Consider the following 15445-nt stretch of genomic DNA (forward strand, 5'->3'; position numbering starts at 1 on the left):
AAATAAATTTGTAGAAGGTGTCATCTCATAAGGAGGTGACATTTTTTTTGCAATATCTAACAACCCCCTAACCCCCTTTTTTGAGAGGGAATTATCCCCATAAGGCGGTTCGATGTTTCGGGATTATAGGGGTGTTAAACTCATGGATATTTTTTATTTGTAGAAACTTCATTCTTTTTACACTATGTCATCAGCAGATAAAAACCTCAGCGACGTAAAGATCGGCTCATCCATCGATGTAAGTAAATTCAAGTTTGGGATTGTGGTAGCCGAATGGAATGAGCAGGTAACCGAGTCCCTTTACTCAGGTGCTTATCAAACGCTAATTGGTGCTGGAGCTAATCGTGATAACATCGAACGCATGAATGTACCGGGCACTTTTGAGTTGAGTCTCGGAGCGCAATGGATGGCAGAACGAAAAGACATTGATGCGGTGATCTGTTTGGGCTGTGTGATCCAGGGTGAGACCCGTCATTTTGATTTCATCTGTGATGCTGTGGCTAATGGTATCACCAATGTGTCTTTGAAATACAACAAACCAGTGATTTTTGGCGTGCTCACACCGAATACCATGAAACAAGCATTGGATCGAGCAGGAGGCAAGCATGGAAACAAGGGCGATGAAGCAGCAGCAACTGCTATTAAGATGTTGGGGTTGAAATCAAGCTAATAGATCCAAAGATCAAAGAATTCTTGTAAACTTTTATTGGAAGCGATTTCCATTGCTTCCTGAAAGTCTTTGGTGGTTACGGATTTTCCAAAATTTTCTTTACTGTAATGCTTTATTCCTTTCCAGAAAGTGGAATCTCCTATTTCTTCTCTGAGGAGATGTAAAACATAGGCACCTTTGAAATAGACGATATTTCGATCATCTCGACTTGGATTTGACCAATCTGGAAATAACAGTGGTTTATCTGCTCCTTTTTCCAGAATCTTTTGGTAAACCTTAAAATAAGAGTCAATATCTGACTGATATTTTTCTTTCCCAAATCGCACTTCATTGTATGCCGCAGAGAGATAGGTAGCGAATGCTTCATTTAACCAGAAGTGATTCCAGTTTTGACAGGTCACCTGATTCCCCCACCACTGATGAGCTAGTTCGTGTGTTATGAGGTTTGTTTCTGTGCTGTCTTTGAGCACAAGATTACCATAAGTGTCTTTTATCATTGCAAAGCCCGACATTTCCTGATAATGATCTCCACCCAGAACTTGTGAGTAATTGTTTTGATAATATGGAGTGCCTGACTTTTCCTCTAAAAATTCCAGAATGTGAGGGGTTTCCCTGAATACTTTTTGGAGTTGTTCATCAGAATATTGACTTGAATAATAGTTCAAAGTCAAGCTATCAAAGACTTCTGAATGCTTATTGAAAGAACCAATTACAAAACCGTAAGTATAGGCAGGGGCTTCATAATTCCTGCTTGTGTTACTCATAATCACATCTAGTGAATCAGGAACTTGTATCTTAAGTTTTAATCGAGCTTTGTCAGATGGATTCATGTTACAAACCATCCAATAGTCAGTTGAGAAAACAGTGTATACCAGCCCTTCTTTAAAAATCAGGCCTCTTTTTGGTGATCCTGAATATTCGACTTTAACACTAACTGGATCACTGGAACGATTGGAAAGGTTGATGATGAGTTGTTGCTCTTCTTGTCTGAACCTCTCTACATAAGTACCATTCACCTGAGAAATAGAAAGGTTTCCACAATCAAAACGGACTTGACTCACTTCAGGAGAGATTAGAAAATCAATTGTGACACTCCCTTCAATTGATCGGTTAATCAAGTCAGGTACAATTTCAGCTTGATATTGTTGGACATTGGGATAAGTTTTGTCGTTTTGACTTAAGGCGTTAAGAACCTGAATCAAAAGAAGAGTTACTAGAAATTGTTTGGGTATCAACCTTATAGGACTTTAATGTTTATCCCAAACCGCACTGTATCCCTAAACATCATTTTCTGGTAGCCATTGATTTCGACTGATTGGATCAGTCCGTCTCGGAAGGTCACGTTAATATCCCGGTGATGGACATATACATCCTTATCTTCGTGAAACGTGGCATTCATAGTTGAGTAGATATCGCCAATCTTGATGTAGCTGATTTTTTTGAGCTCTCCTTTTTCGTCCGGGCCAAGGGTGAGTAAGGTTTTATTGCCATCCGTTTCTTTGGTAAAGGCGCCAACATATTCCGGCTGATTGGGATTGATTTCTTTTAAGAAGGATAGTTCCTCTGCCCATTTAGCAGAATCCATCTCTACAATTTTTACTTCAGTCCGATTTTCCAGCCTCACCGTTTTTTTGATCCGTGTGTTTCCAAGCAGATCCGCCTGCGTTTTTATAAGGTTTTCGAAATCCGGATACTCAGGAATGCTCACCGATTCAGGCTTGAGCTTTTGACAGCTTGCCAATACTAAAAGTAGCACTAAAATCTTCAAATCAATCAATCGGCTCATTCTCAAATCAATACTTCTCCGGTCATCTCTTCAGGAACATCCAACCCCATAAATCTGAGAATGGTTGGCGCTAGGTCACCCAGCTTTCCTGCTTTAAGATCGCCTTTAAACTCTTTGTCAACCACCACAAAAGGAACAAGGTTCGTTGTATGGGCCGTATTTGGTGTTCCGTCCGGATTGATCATCATATCAGAGTTGCCATGATCAGCGATAATGATGGATAAATAGTCATTTTCCAACGCAGTATTTACCACTGCTTCAGTACAGCTATCTACCGTTTCGCATGCTTTTACAGCAGCCTCAAAAACACCTGTATGCCCTACCATGTCGGGGTTAGCAAAGTTGAGACAAATGAAATCAGCTGATTTTGCTTTTAATTCAGGAATGATTTTATCTCGAATATCATAAGCACTCATCTCAGGCTGCAAGTCGTAAGTGGCTACTTTTGGAGAAGGACAGAGGATTCGTTTCTCCCCTTCAAAAGGTTGTTCTCTACCCCCTGAGAAGAAGAATGTCACGTGTGGATATTTCTCCGTTTCAGCGATTCGGATTTGTTTCTTTTTGTTTTTTTCCAGCACCTCACCCAACGTCATCGTAAGATTTTCTTTGCCATACATGACATGCACTCCTTTGAAAGAATCATCATAATTGGTCATGGTCACATAATGCAAATCGAGCTTTTTCATACCTTGATCAGGAAAATCTTGCTGCGTAAGGGCTTGAGTGATTTGTCTCCCTCTATCTGTACGGAAATTAAAGCAAAGCACGACATCCCCTTCCTCGATCTTCGCATCGGCACAGATGATTGGTTTCATAAACTCATCCGTAACATCTTCCATGTAAGATTCTTCCATCGCTCTTAATGGGTCCTGAACTCTTTTGCCCTCGCCATGAACCATCGCATCATACGCCAGCTTTACTCGCTCCCATCGATTGTCTCTATCCATTGCATAATACCGCCCGGTAATGGTTGCAAGCGATCCGGTCGTTTCAGCCATGTGATGTTGTAAGTCACGGAGATAGTCCACTCCTCCCTTCGGGTCTGTATCTCTACCATCGGTAAAAGCATGAACAAAAACATCGTCAAATTCTTCTTGATCAAAAGTGGAGAGCAGGCCTTTTAAGTGATCAATGTGTGAGTGCACGCCACCATCAGAAACCAAACCAATTAAGTGAATGGGTTTCTCATTGTCTTTGGCATAGGCTAAGGCACGTTGCAACGCTTCATTTTTTTGAATGGAGCCGTCTTTCACTGCATTGCTGATCTTTACAAGATCCTGGTAGACGACCCGTCCTGCACCGATATTCATGTGTCCCACTTCTGAGTTGCCCATTTGCCCATCGGGCAAACCCACAGACATTCCGGATGCTTCAAGCGTATTGTGCGGATACTCCTGAAATGCGTGATCCATGAATGGGGTGTTGGCAGCATCGATGGCCGACACAGACTTGTCTTTGGCTATGCCCCAACCATCGAGTATCAGAAGAATGACTTTCTTATCCATAAGGCAAATATAGAAGCGTCATTTTTTGAATGTAGTTCCTGTAATGAATAAATTGGGCATGGTTTTTACTACATTGTGTACAAACATTTGAAAAACCGACGAAATGAAAATGCTAATGTTGTTATGCGCCCTTTTGCTTTCACCCTCGCAGGATGAGACGGTAAAAAATATAGGGACAGCCATCAAAGCGGGTAGTTCAAAGGAGTTGATCAAGTTTTGTAATGAAACCGTGGAGATAAAAATCAACGGTGAAAGTTCAAACTACAGTAAAACTCAAGCAGAGGTGATTTTAAGAAATTTCTTCACTAAAAACCCACCTAAGAATTTCACTTATATCCATCAAGGATCGGCTCCTGAGGGGCTCAAATACAATATTGGGAGGTATACGCACGAAAATGGGGCGTATCGTGTGGTCATGTTCATTAAAAAAATAGGCGACAAATACCTGATTGACACTTTGAATTTCAGTCAAGAGTAACCAATTTCGCCTTCCGCCTGTTTTCTTAGAAATCCGCCTTGTTATGGAGCTACCATATTTAACTACCAAAAAGATCAACGCTTTTATAAAAGCAGCCCTTGCCGAAGACATTGGTGATGGCGATCACTCTTCATTAGGGTCAATCCCGAATGATGCGAAGAGTCAAGCTCATTGTATCATAAAGGATGATGGAATTATTGCCGGATTGGAGTTGGCAGAGAAAATTTTCAATCATGTTGACCCAAAACTCGTGTTGGATTTTCATAAAAAGGATGGAGATGAAATAGAAAATGGGGAAGTAGCCTTTTCTGTGGAGGGGAATTCACAATCGATCCTATCGGCAGAAAGACTAGTGCTCAATTGCCTGCAGCGAATGAGTGGAATAGCCACTTATACACATCACATGAACCAATTGATTAAGGGGACAAAAGCAAAGCTGTTGGATACACGAAAAACAACCCCACTATTTAGGCTACCCGAAAAATGGGCAGTAGTAATAGGAGGAGGTGTCAATCATCGCTTCGGTCTTTATGACATGGTGATGCTTAAAGACAATCATATTGATTTTGCCGGAGGAGTGAAAAATGCGATAAATCAGACAGTGGCGTATCTGGAAAAGAATGATTTGAAGCTAAATATTGAGATAGAGGTAAGGAGCCTGCGTGAGCTTGAGGAGGTGTTGGCTGTAGGGAATGTACATCGGGTAATGCTTGATAATATGCTGCCGTCCGATATCCGTCAGGCCATTAAAATGATTGGAGGAAGATTTGAAACCGAGGCATCAGGTGGAATCACTGAAAAAACGATAGCTGAGATAGCCGAAACAGGCGTAGACTTCATTTCTGTAGGTGCGCTCACACACTCATACAAGAGCCTGGACATGAGTCTCAAAGCTATTTAAACTCTATATTCGCGGTAGAATCATTTTTGAAGTAGAAAAGAGCGATTGAGCCATGATAGTAAGGACAAAAAAATACCAGCTTCCAACAAAAAAATACATCGGAATAGCTTTTAAAGCGGCACTAAAGCAGCAATGGTGGGTATTCTTGATTTTCCTGGCCATTTGCTCAGGATATTTTTGGATCCCAAATCATTGGTGGATCACTGGTGCGTCTATCGGACTTGCACTCTATATGCTTTTCTGGTTGATTCAATTTGCGGGGATCACACAGCTGGAGCAAGGAAAATTCATGTTCCAAAAACTATCCTATGAGATTTCATCTCAGCAGATACTGATTAAGATGAATGCCAAGCAAGGCATGCCAATGAAGTGGGATCAGATCAAACGCGCAAAGAAGGGAAAAGACGGGTTTACATTTTTTGCCAGTAAAGCACAGCTCATCCACCTTCCTTTTAAGACGTTCAACAATGACAATGAAATACGCTTCATTGAGACGGTTCTGAAGCGTAAGGGCTACATCTCCGAAAAATAGCGACATGGCTCGAAAGTTGGGCATCAAAGAAGCGAAGCAGCGAGCCGGAAGGTTTTGTGCTTTTCGCGAGCGATCGCCAAATGAGCTATTCGAAAAACTACAGAGCTGGGGTCTACCTGAAGAGCAAGTGGCTCAAGTGGTAGCGGAGCTATCTAAAGAAGGCTTTGTGGACGAGCAACGATTTGCAAATGCGTATTGCAATGATAAATTTCAATTCAACTCCTGGGGTAAGCAGAAGATCAGAGCCCACATTTACCCCCACAAACTTTCAGAAGAAGCCATTACCAATGCCTTAAACCGGATTGATCCGAAGGTGTATGAAGGCAGGCTGTTGGAACTTGCAAAAGCCAAATGGGTGAAGTTGGAAAAAGAAGAATTTATGAAGCGAAAGCAAAAAACGGTTGCCTACCTGGCCCAAAAGGGTTTTGAGATGGATCTGATTTGGAGTGCAATCCATAAGTTAGATGCAGAACGTCTGTAAGAATACTTTTTCGAAAAATTCTGAAATCAGAAAGAAATAAAATCCGTAAGTTTATTTTTGGATAAATCAATTTTATGCTTCATTCATCAGCTAAGGACCTACTTTCACAATTGGATCACATTATAGATTCTTGTCGTGATGAGGATTTTGCTCGTCCGTTAGCAGAGCTTAGTGGCTCTACTTTTGGCCAACATATTCGGCATACGCTTGAATTTTTCATTTGCCTTTATGATGCGAAAAATGATGGGTTGGTCAACTATGATCAGCGTAAGCATGATCAGCTCATAGAGACGGATCGTAAGCTTGCCAGAAGCGTCATAGATTCGATACGGTCGTTTTTGGATGAAAATACCGAAGATTTTGAATTGACGTTTGAGGCAAATTACTCTAACAAGGAAGGACAGGATCACCCCATGAAAAGCAGTTTTTACAGAGAGCTGGCTTATAACATAGAGCACGCTATTCATCACATGGCATTACTCAAAGTGGCTGTGAAACAATCATTGAATTACATTTCTCTGCCTGAACATTTTGGTGTTGCCAGCTCTACGGTAAGATATCGTGCCAGCGCAAAATCTAACTAAACGTTGATAAGAAAGCTATTTGTCAGGCTGACCCATTGGGAGTACTGGCCTTTCTCGGTTCTGTACTTTCCGGTTTTTCTTTATTACGGATGGTTAGTACTGAAACACCGATCGTTTTTCTTTTTTACGGCAGCAAATCCGAGCATCAAATTTGGAGGAATGTTTGGCGAGAAAAAGTCAGACATATTTAGACTTATTCCAGGTGAGTATCTTCCAAAAACTGTATTGATCTCTAAAGGAGATATTGAGCGTGCGTCTTTTTTAGCGGAACAAATAGGATTTCCACTTATAGCTAAACCAGATATAGGAGAGCGGGGAACGTGGGTGAAAAAGATTTCAAATCATGAGGAGGTGAAGAAGTATGCAAATTCATGCCCGGTTGATTTCCTTTTGCAGGAGATGGCGACCCATCCAATTGAATTGGGCGTTTTTTATGTGAAGAAGCCCGGTGAAAAAGGGCGCGTGACCTCCATTGTAAAAAAGGAGTTTCTCTATGTCATAGGTGATGGAAAACAAACAATCATGGAGCTGTTGAAAGAAAGTGATCGGGCACTGCTTACGGCGAATTTGAAAAGTGATTTTCTTAAGATGAACGCCGATAAGGTTCCGGCGGATGGAGAGCAAATTCTAATAGAACCAATCGGCAATCATTGCAGAGGAACGAAATTTCTTGATGACAATCATGAAATCGATGATGAGTTGCATGTAGCTTTTAACAAACTGGCGGATCAGATTCCGGATTTTTACTTTGGTCGGTTCGACTTGAAATGTGATTCATATGAAGATTTGAAACAACTAAAAAATTTCAAAATACTGGAGCTGAATGGAGCTGGCTCTGAGCCCGGACACATCTATCAACCCGGTTATTCTTTGTGGAAAGCTTACCGTTCTATCTTTTGGCATCTGGCTGTTTTGTCTGATATTAGCGCCCAAAATCGAAAAAGAAGGCATTCATATTGGAGTTTTAGGCAGGGCTTCAATATGTGGAAGTCGCACCGACGATATAATCGCCTGTTGGCCAACTCATGATCATTCAAACACTCATTGTTGCTTTCATCGTTAGCTACATTGGCTCTATTCCTCCGGGCACTATCAATGTTTCTGTGATGCAACTGGCCATTCTTGGCAAGAAGCGAGCGGCTGTCTTTTTTGCGTTAGCTGCTTCTGCTGTTGAGTTTATCTATAGTGGCATCACTGTCCAGTTTCATATTTTTTTAAACAACAATGAAACGATAGCAGACTACTTTCGAATCATCACCTCAATCGCGTTAATAGGCCTGGGGCTCTGGAACATATTCTCAAAGGCCACATCCTCATCCGTAAAAGTAGATACCAGAATCACCGGACGACATGGCTTTTTAAGAGGATTGATCCTTGGCTTTTTGAACCCCATGACCATCCCATTTTGGTTGGCCATAACTACCTATCTCGAAAATGATGGCCTGATCAATGTTGATGGCTTTGGGTTTTGGGTGTACCTGATTGGTTTGGCTTCCGGCACATTTTGCCTGCTTCTCACAGTCAATGCTTCCGGTAAGCGCTTTACTAAAATCGCTGATAATCCATTCCTGGTGCACAAGGTTCCTGGCTTTTTATTGCTAGGATTGGGCGTTTATTTTTTAGGGAAGCTGGTCCTCTTTTAGAATTCCGAATCGTACCTCGTCTAAAAATACCTCGTTTTTAATTACTGCTTTTCTAAGCACACCCTCCTTTTGAAAGCCACTATTTTCCAGTGCTTTCATGGAAGCCTTATTGTGTGAGTATGCACCAGCAAAAATTCGATTTATATCCAATGTGGAAAAACCATATGAAACGATTTGCCTGATTGCCTGTGTGGCAATTCCTTTGCCCCAAAACGGCTCACCAATCCAGTATCCTACTTCAACTGATTTTCTGTAAACATCGGTTTGAGATTTGAAGCCAATGACACCTGCAAGATATTCATTCCACCGAATACCAAATGTCATTACCGGATTTTCCTCGGAGACCATTTTTATGAACTGTTCCGCATCTTTTATGCCATATGGATGAGGCACATAATCACGAATGTTGTCCCAAATCTTCTTGTTATTGAGCAGGCGAGCGATATCACCAGCATCCTTTTGAGATAATGGAGTTAATACTACATCACCCATAGGTTTATCTAGCTTTTGATTTCGCCACCACCAAACATGGTAAATCCTTTGATGTGAACAGTAGCGGTTGGCGTATCACTAATTTTTTTTCTGGAATCACTAAACCCTCCAAAAATGGCAGTAGCATCCATGTTTATCTTCCAGTCCTCAGGTACCATAAGCTCAACTCCCCCAAACATGCAGAAGATTTCAATGACCGCTCCATCCTGAGCTTTCGATCCTCGAAAGTCGATTTCTGACCCACCGAAAATACTGGTGATCTTTCCGCCCTGCAGATTATCTGAGATGAATTTCCGCTCCGTTCCACCAAAGATGGCTACCTCGTCAATGAAATTATCAGACACTTCTCCTACCTTTCTTGCGACGGAGGTTTTTCTGAAAATAAACGAAAGCCCAATGATAATTAAGATGACCGGCCATACATCCCGGAGATTGATTACGTCATAGTAATGCAAATAGAAGATGGTGGCGATCCCAAAAAAGATTAACGCCGAACGCCTGTTGCCAGAAAGCAGATTGATTATACCAATTACCACAAAGATTGCCGGCCAGGAAAACAGGTAATATGGAATATCGATATCATACCCCAGATTGTCCAATAAAAAGATAGCGCCCAATATTACAAGTATAATCCCGATGATGGCACGCTTGTGATTAGATGAAGCCATAATATTTACTTTTTTAGGTTAAACGACTTTTTCCTTTGCGAGGAAGAATTCAAAGGCTAACGGGAATTTACTGGATTTTTCGGTTAATTGAACCAACCGAAAAGCAATGAAATACCAAATGTTGGACCATCAAAATCAGACGAGCCATAGAAGGAATTATCTACTCCGATTGTTTTTTGATAGCCTACCGATGCATTGACCTTGAACCAATAAGCAATGTTTGCTTCACCAAAAAACTGGGGGTTGAAGACAAACACCTCGTCTTCATTCACATTTTCATTGGTTGCAATTGATTTAGTCGTCATGCTTCCCCAGCCCAGCTTTGTTTCGACTCCCATGTGCAGGAGGTTGTCCGGTTTGATGTTGTAGCCCAGCCAAAATCCTCCGTGCCCAAAGCTGGTTGTGTAATCTGAACCGTCTTGACTGAGTTCATGATTTCCGGTGAGTCCGAGCCCATACCCTCCAATAAAAAATGTATTGTCGAAGAGTACCGCTCCGCCACCACCTGTCAGGGTAGACAGGCTTCCATCTATCGGCATGAAAGAGAAAAGCACGGCTCCAAAACCTGAGATATCCTCCGGGTCATTGCCAATGAGTGTTTTAGGGCGTTCACTTTGAGCGATTGCTGTCAATGAAATAAGGGATAATAAAATGAGTAGTGTCCTTTTCATGAGTTTATGTTTTTCTGATTGTGAGTTTGAAATTATATATGCAGATTATCCCAAGGACAGATAAAATGATGGAATGTTTCTTTCGTTGGATGAATTGTAGAAAAACATGAATCGGCCAAAATGACCGAAGTTGAGAAACTTATCGGTCAGGGTGGCACGTTTTTGATAAGAATTGCCATTGGAACGGGGATTGCTTTCCATGGGCATGAATGGAGAAGATATGAGAGAAGATAAGAATGTGAGCAAGCGATTGGCCGAAACGGCTAGTATTGTAAATACCATAAATGGGGGAACGATCTACCCAACTTTTAAGACAACAACCGAGAAAGATCATTACCGACTTGAGGTGAGTGTCCCTACCATTATTCCGGATGATATCAAAGTAGAGGTAAATGGGAGTGACCTAATGATCTATCAAAATGTGCATGTGAATGCGTACACGCTTCCAAATATACTGGGGCTCATAAAAATTTCAGCTGATGTAGAGCTGGAGAATATACATGCAGAATATGAGGACGACCTTTTGGTTGTTATTATGCCCTTCAGTGAATTATCGGGGGGCTTTCAAAAAGATATTGACATCTACAGGCATTAAATTGCCTCTGTGAAAACGGAAGACATCAATAACCATTTTGGTGACATGGACCTTTTCCTGATGGATTTAATCCTGAAAGGAAAAGTACCTGAAGACGCACGTGTGCTGGATATTGGTTGTGGTGAGGGGAGAAACGGGATCTACTTCATTCGAAATGGCTATGTGTATCATGGGTGGGATAATGATCCATCCAGGCTTAAATTGCTAGAGTATTTGGCCCAAACATTGGAATCCCATCGGGCTACCTTTAAAGAAGCGGATTTAAGAGCCGCTGACACATCACAAACGTTTGATTTAATCATTTGCAGTCGGATGCTACACTTTGCTGATTCTATTGAAGACTTTCAATTGATGTGGCAGAAATTAAATTCAATACTTGCTCCAGGAGGGGTGGTTTATATTACCATGGATTCAGCGGTTGATAATACCTTAGCCAAACCATTAGGAGAAGGAAAATTTGAATTTCCGGATACCAAAATACGCTTTGCACTCACAAATCCGCTTTATGAAGAAATGAAAAAAGGGTTCGAAGAAATCGAACCCTTAAGGACCTTAGTGCACCACGATGAACGGGCCCAAAGTTTTCTTGTGCTCAGGAAATTTTAAACACAACCCTGAGCCAGCATGGCATCTGCCACTTTCACAAATCCGGCGATGTTCGCACCTTTCACATAGTCGATGTAATCTTTAGTTACCTTACCATGCTGCACACAGTTTCTGTGGATTTCCTTCATGATTCCCTGAAGCTTTTCATCCACTTCTTCTCTTGTCCATGATAGCCTCAATGAGTTTTGAGACATTTCCAAACCGGAAGTAGCAACACCTCCAGCGTTAGATGCCTTGCCTGGGCTAAACATCATCTTATGTTCCTGGAACAGCTCTATAGCGTCTGCAGTACATGGCATATTGGCTCCTTCGAATACGCCTATGCATCCATTTTTCTGAAGGGTTTTGGCATCTTCCAGCTGAAGCTCATTTTGTGTGGCACATGGATAAGCTATATCACATTTGATGTCCCAAGGGGTTCTTCCTTCATGAAAGTCTGTCTTGTATTTGTCCGCATATTCTTTGATCCTTCCCCTTTTTACATTTTTCAGTTCTTTGATGAACTCCAGTTTTTCAAAAGTGATACCCTCTTTATCATAGATAGTACCGCCTGAGTCAGACATTGAGAGAACCTTAGCACCATTTTGTAATAGCTTTTCTACAGTGAACTGAGCCACGTTACCTGAGCCGGAAACGATTGCGGTTTTGCCATCAAGACCATCTCCCCTGTGATGTAATACTTCCTTACTAAAGTACACGCATCCATAACCTGTAGCTTCAGGTCGGATCAGAGAACCTCCGTATGAAAGGCCTTTTCCCGTTAAAACACCAGTGAATTCTCCCTGAACTCGTTTGTACTGCCCAAAGAGATACCCAATCTCTCTACCACCTACACCAATATCTCCGGCGGGAACATCCGTAAACTGACCGATGTATTTACTAAGCTCAGTCATAAAGCTCTGGCAAAAGCGCATGACTTCATTGTCACTTTTTCCTTTTGGATCAAAGTCAGACCCTCCTTTTCCACCGCCCATGGGAAGGGTGGTTAAGCTGTTTTTGAAGGTTTGCTCAAAAGCCAAAAACTTGAGAATACTCAAATTTACCGATGGGTGAAATCGCAGACCTCCCTTATACGGGCCAATAGCCGAGTTCATTTGGATACGATAGCCACGATTTACCTGCACCTCTCCCTTATCATTGATCCAGGGAACTCTGAACATGAAAACCCTTTCAGGCTCACACATGGTTTCCAGCAAATTGGCGTCTTTGTATTTAGGCTTGTCAGCTATGAAAGGAATGATGGTTTCGGCCACTTCTTCCACGGCTTGTAAAAACTCAGATTCGTGTGGGTTTTTGCTCGCAACTTTCTCTAGGAACTGCGAAATTTCTTTCGAATGGTTAGACATGGGTTAGTTCTTTTAATGAAATGAATTTAGGGGTTTTTTATCTATTCACCTTCCGTATAAACACGGAATATTGCTATTAATTAATATTTAGATAAGATCTATTTAATCGAAATACAATATTAGCCTAAAACCTGACTAACATGAGCAACGTAAATTACTTAGATATAAACCACACGTACTATGAATTATTTAAAGCTGGATAGCGAAATTATTACTTCTGTACGAGATTTGAATGGCCATCAAAAGAATGATGTTTTGCATTACATCCAAAACATTAAGCCGACGAGCCATAACACCAGATTGTATAGAAGAAAGGCAATGAAGGAAATTAGAGAGGCCTTGAAGAATGCTTAATCCTCCGATAGAACGATAACCATATCGTTTTCTTCCAGGACAAATTCTTCTGACTTCTTAGGGTTGAGCACTACTCCATATTGCTCATCCGCCAGCCTCGCTTTCGATATATTTCGATATCCTATCGCCACTTCATTCTTCCTTGCGGCAGACTCCAGTACGGTATAGAAGTTCATGGAAACACCCGTTTGCACATATTCTCTGGCTGGCTTGATGTATATCTCAGATCCATCGGCATCAAATAAGTCATCAAAAACGCGCATCAGATCCTTATTTTCAGATACCTGACTCATAAGTAAACTGATTAACTTATCACTCACTATGAAATCATCAGCACTGGTGATATCGGCCAATTGACGGTTTCTGATATCCAGCATTTCACTTACAATTTTGTACTTGCTTCCCTTTATTTCTGTGAAATTTCTAAGGTGAAGCAACGTAATGAGCGTTTGAGCATCTGCCTCCTGGATAGGAAAATAATTTTGGTAGCAAAGTAGAATGATGTAGTCATAGTTTTCCAGGTTCATCGATTCCAGCGTTTCTCTACCTGTGGTATCCACTACCTCAAACTCGATAGTGATGTTTTGAACCGTCTGTTTTAACCTATTCACAACTTCCTCGGCATCCGCGAATTTTGTAACTACCCGTACCTCTGATCCTGGTGGAACATAGTAATCCAACTCTCTGATGATGTATCTGGCTCTGTCATTCCAACCTACAATCATTAGTTTTTCTGGCTCCTGTGGTTCAGGTTCGGTGTATACGATCTTGCTTTCATGGGGATCTACCGGCTGAGCATTTGGTACTAGCGTATCATCATCTTCTGTAATACCAATCACTTTGTCACCCTGGTTGAAAATGGTATCCATAGGCGGATTAATGGACACATGCCCGTCTGCAAACTGGATTCCCATAATGGCTGAATCCTCATAGGCAAATAAGACCTCACGGAATGTTTTTCCTACCAATGATGGGGCACTTTCGAAGTAAATTTCGTCACCGTCAAAATCCATCAAATCCTGGTAAACCACACTCAAACCAGACTGCCTACTGGTCTGCACCATGATTTTTGAGATAATCTCATCCGAAAGGATAAGCTCTACCTCATCCTTACCCACCATTTTGGCAACATCAAAGTTTCGTTTGTCTTCTATTTCAGCAGTGATGTGATAAGGACGTGTTTCAGCCGGACCTCTGAGCTTATCTCTTTTAGGGTCAGTTACAATCGCTACAATGGTTTTGATAATCTGACTATCTGAGTTCTCATTGTCTTTATCAAGAATGATGATCGATTTTGCTTCAAAAGGATTGGCAATTTTTAAATCATGAACATCGATTGGATTTCCTGTTCTACAGATGACCTCAGTGTTGGCGGTATTCCCAACCTTATCCTTAATTTCATCTTCCATGACCACTTTGTCCATATCGGCGAGGATCACAACAACTCCACGTCTTTGGTTCTCATTGGCCTCTACTATTTCCGGAATAATGGTGAATATTTTGGAAGACCAGCCTAGTATTAATACATGGTCTTTTTCGATTACAAAGGATCGTCCTTTTCGGAGAGACTCTAGTTTTGTCACAATACCATTCGAGACCAAACCGATAAGTGTGGTTACGATGATTAATCCCAGGATGGTTACAATCATCATGAAAATCTGAAACGGCCAGTTGTCTTCATGCTCCCCAACTGTACCAGGGTCCAATATGTGTGTGAGATTGACCCAGATGGATTCGAATATTCCGAAAGTACTGTCATTAACCTGATGGTCTGGGTGAATACCGATAAGTAGCAGAGCAATGGCTGAGACTACCACAAGAAACAAGGTAATTAAACCCAGCCCCTTGATCATGGCCATGGTTCCCTGAGAAACAAAACTGTCAAACCGGTATTTAATCTTATCCGATAAGGAAATTTTCTTCATGTGACTATCTAGTTATTTGCGGCCTGTTTTCAAACAAATCGATCATCGAATTAACTAAAAACGGGATGATTAACCTTGCCTTATTTTCATTCAAAAAATAATCATCCACGGCTACAGGCGACAAAAGTACTCCTAAAATAATGCAAATTTATGACTGCTCATGATTTAGCTACAATACGAAGTGTCAAAAGGATGACACAAAAAATTT

Annotated in this window: 19 protein-coding genes; 11 read left to right on the forward strand and 8 right to left on the reverse strand. The window is 41.4% G+C overall.

Features of this window, described 5'->3' with window-relative positions; genetic code table 11:
- Positions 1 to 184: 184 nt before the first annotated feature.
- The gene (ribH, locus tag ACOQON_RS17195; RefSeq protein ID WP_420576660.1) at positions 185 to 670 is read left to right on the forward strand and encodes a 6,7-dimethyl-8-ribityllumazine synthase; all 486 of its coding nucleotides are present in this window, start codon (positions 185 to 187) and stop codon (positions 668 to 670) included.
- On the opposite strand, the gene ACOQON_RS17200 is transcribed toward ribH, so the two are convergent.
- The 3 genes from ACOQON_RS17200 to gpmI all read right to left on the reverse strand — a co-directional run bounded on the left by ACOQON_RS17200 (position 667) and on the right by gpmI (position 3961).
- The gene (locus tag ACOQON_RS17200) at positions 667 to 1788 is read right to left on the reverse strand and encodes a M1 family aminopeptidase (RefSeq protein WP_420576661.1); all 1122 of its coding nucleotides are present in this window, start codon (positions 1786 to 1788) and stop codon (positions 667 to 669) included. The genes ribH and ACOQON_RS17200 overlap by 4 nt on opposite strands.
- Before the next feature lie 119 nt (positions 1789 to 1907).
- Positions 1908 to 2456: a hypothetical protein gene (locus ACOQON_RS17205; RefSeq protein WP_420576662.1), complete on the reverse strand. Its 549-nt coding sequence runs from the start codon at positions 2454 to 2456 to the stop codon at positions 1908 to 1910.
- Between the two features lie 2 nt (positions 2457 to 2458).
- Positions 2459 to 3961: a 2,3-bisphosphoglycerate-independent phosphoglycerate mutase gene (gpmI, locus tag ACOQON_RS17210; RefSeq protein WP_420576663.1), complete on the reverse strand. Its 1503-nt coding sequence runs from the start codon at positions 3959 to 3961 to the stop codon at positions 2459 to 2461.
- A gap of 103 nt (positions 3962 to 4064) precedes the next feature.
- Here gpmI and ACOQON_RS17215 point away from each other — a divergent pair, with 103 nt between their 5' ends.
- The 7 genes from ACOQON_RS17215 (at position 4065) to ACOQON_RS17245 (ending at position 8580) form a co-directional block, all read left to right on the forward strand.
- A complete protein-coding gene (locus tag ACOQON_RS17215; RefSeq protein WP_420576664.1) occupies positions 4065 to 4439 on the forward strand; it encodes a DUF4783 domain-containing protein in 375 nt (124 codons plus the stop codon).
- A 43-nt stretch (positions 4440 to 4482) separates the two neighbouring features.
- The gene (gene nadC / locus ACOQON_RS17220; RefSeq protein ID WP_420576665.1) at positions 4483 to 5340 is read left to right on the forward strand and encodes a carboxylating nicotinate-nucleotide diphosphorylase; all 858 of its coding nucleotides are present in this window, start codon (positions 4483 to 4485) and stop codon (positions 5338 to 5340) included.
- Positions 5341 to 5392: 52 nt separating this feature from the next.
- Positions 5393 to 5872: a YcxB family protein gene (locus ACOQON_RS17225; protein ID WP_420576666.1), complete on the forward strand. Its 480-nt coding sequence runs from the start codon at positions 5393 to 5395 to the stop codon at positions 5870 to 5872.
- Positions 5873 to 5876: 4 nt separating this feature from the next.
- A complete protein-coding gene (locus ACOQON_RS17230) occupies positions 5877 to 6353 on the forward strand; it encodes a regulatory protein RecX (RefSeq protein WP_420576667.1) in 477 nt (158 codons plus the stop codon).
- 74 nt (positions 6354 to 6427) lie between these two features.
- Entirely contained in the window at positions 6428 to 6937 is a 510-nt protein-coding gene (locus tag ACOQON_RS17235) for a DinB family protein (protein ID WP_420576668.1), read from the forward strand.
- Between the two features lie 3 nt (positions 6938 to 6940).
- Positions 6941 to 7966: a hypothetical protein gene (locus ACOQON_RS17240; RefSeq protein WP_420576669.1), complete on the forward strand. Its 1026-nt coding sequence runs from the start codon at positions 6941 to 6943 to the stop codon at positions 7964 to 7966.
- Positions 7963 to 8580, forward strand: a complete 618-nt coding sequence (locus tag ACOQON_RS17245) for a LysE family translocator (protein WP_420576670.1) — start codon at positions 7963 to 7965, stop codon at positions 8578 to 8580. The genes ACOQON_RS17240 and ACOQON_RS17245 overlap by 4 nt, the downstream gene beginning before the upstream one ends.
- Here ACOQON_RS17245 and ACOQON_RS17250 read toward each other — a convergent pair.
- The 3 genes from ACOQON_RS17250 to ACOQON_RS17260 form a co-directional block, all read right to left on the reverse strand.
- Positions 8557 to 9072 carry a GNAT family N-acetyltransferase gene (locus ACOQON_RS17250; protein ID WP_420576671.1) on the reverse strand — a complete coding sequence of 172 codons (516 nt, stop codon included), beginning with the start codon at positions 9070 to 9072 and terminating at the stop codon, positions 8557 to 8559. The genes ACOQON_RS17245 and ACOQON_RS17250 overlap by 24 nt on opposite strands.
- An 8-nt stretch (positions 9073 to 9080) precedes the next feature.
- Entirely contained in the window at positions 9081 to 9740 is a 660-nt protein-coding gene (locus tag ACOQON_RS17255) for a LiaF transmembrane domain-containing protein (protein ID WP_420576672.1), read from the reverse strand.
- Positions 9741 to 9823: 83 nt separating this feature from the next.
- Positions 9824 to 10411, reverse strand: coding sequence for a hypothetical protein (locus ACOQON_RS17260; RefSeq protein ID WP_420576673.1), 588 nt, complete (start codon positions 10409 to 10411; stop codon positions 9824 to 9826).
- A gap of 178 nt (positions 10412 to 10589) precedes the next feature.
- Here ACOQON_RS17260 and ACOQON_RS17265 point away from each other — a divergent pair, with 178 nt between their 5' ends.
- Positions 10590 to 11006 carry an Hsp20/alpha crystallin family protein gene (locus ACOQON_RS17265; protein WP_420576674.1) on the forward strand — a complete coding sequence of 139 codons (417 nt, stop codon included), beginning with the start codon at positions 10590 to 10592 and terminating at the stop codon, positions 11004 to 11006.
- A gap of 9 nt (positions 11007 to 11015) precedes the next feature.
- Complete coding sequence (locus tag ACOQON_RS17270; protein ID WP_420576675.1) at positions 11016 to 11612, forward strand: class I SAM-dependent methyltransferase; 597 nt, start codon at positions 11016 to 11018, stop codon at positions 11610 to 11612.
- On the opposite strand, the gene gdhA is transcribed toward ACOQON_RS17270, so the two are convergent.
- On the reverse strand, positions 11609 to 12958 hold the full coding sequence (gene gdhA, locus ACOQON_RS17275) for an NADP-specific glutamate dehydrogenase (RefSeq protein WP_420576676.1): 1350 nt from the start codon (positions 12956 to 12958) through the stop codon (positions 11609 to 11611). The genes ACOQON_RS17270 and gdhA overlap by 4 nt on opposite strands.
- A 180-nt stretch (positions 12959 to 13138) precedes the next feature.
- Here gdhA and ACOQON_RS17280 point away from each other — a divergent pair, with 180 nt between their 5' ends.
- A complete protein-coding gene (locus ACOQON_RS17280; protein WP_420576677.1) occupies positions 13139 to 13312 on the forward strand; it encodes a hypothetical protein in 174 nt (57 codons plus the stop codon).
- On the opposite strand, the gene ACOQON_RS17285 is transcribed toward ACOQON_RS17280, so the two are convergent.
- Entirely contained in the window at positions 13309 to 15237 is a 1929-nt protein-coding gene (locus ACOQON_RS17285) for a CASTOR/POLLUX-related putative ion channel (protein ID WP_420576678.1), read from the reverse strand. The two genes, ACOQON_RS17280 and ACOQON_RS17285, sit on opposite strands and share 4 nt — an antisense overlap.
- Positions 15238 to 15445: the final 208 nt, after the last annotated feature.

The organism is Ekhidna sp., from assembly GCF_965221965.1.
In the GTDB taxonomy this organism is placed as follows: domain Bacteria; phylum Bacteroidota; class Bacteroidia; order Cytophagales; family Cyclobacteriaceae; genus Ekhidna.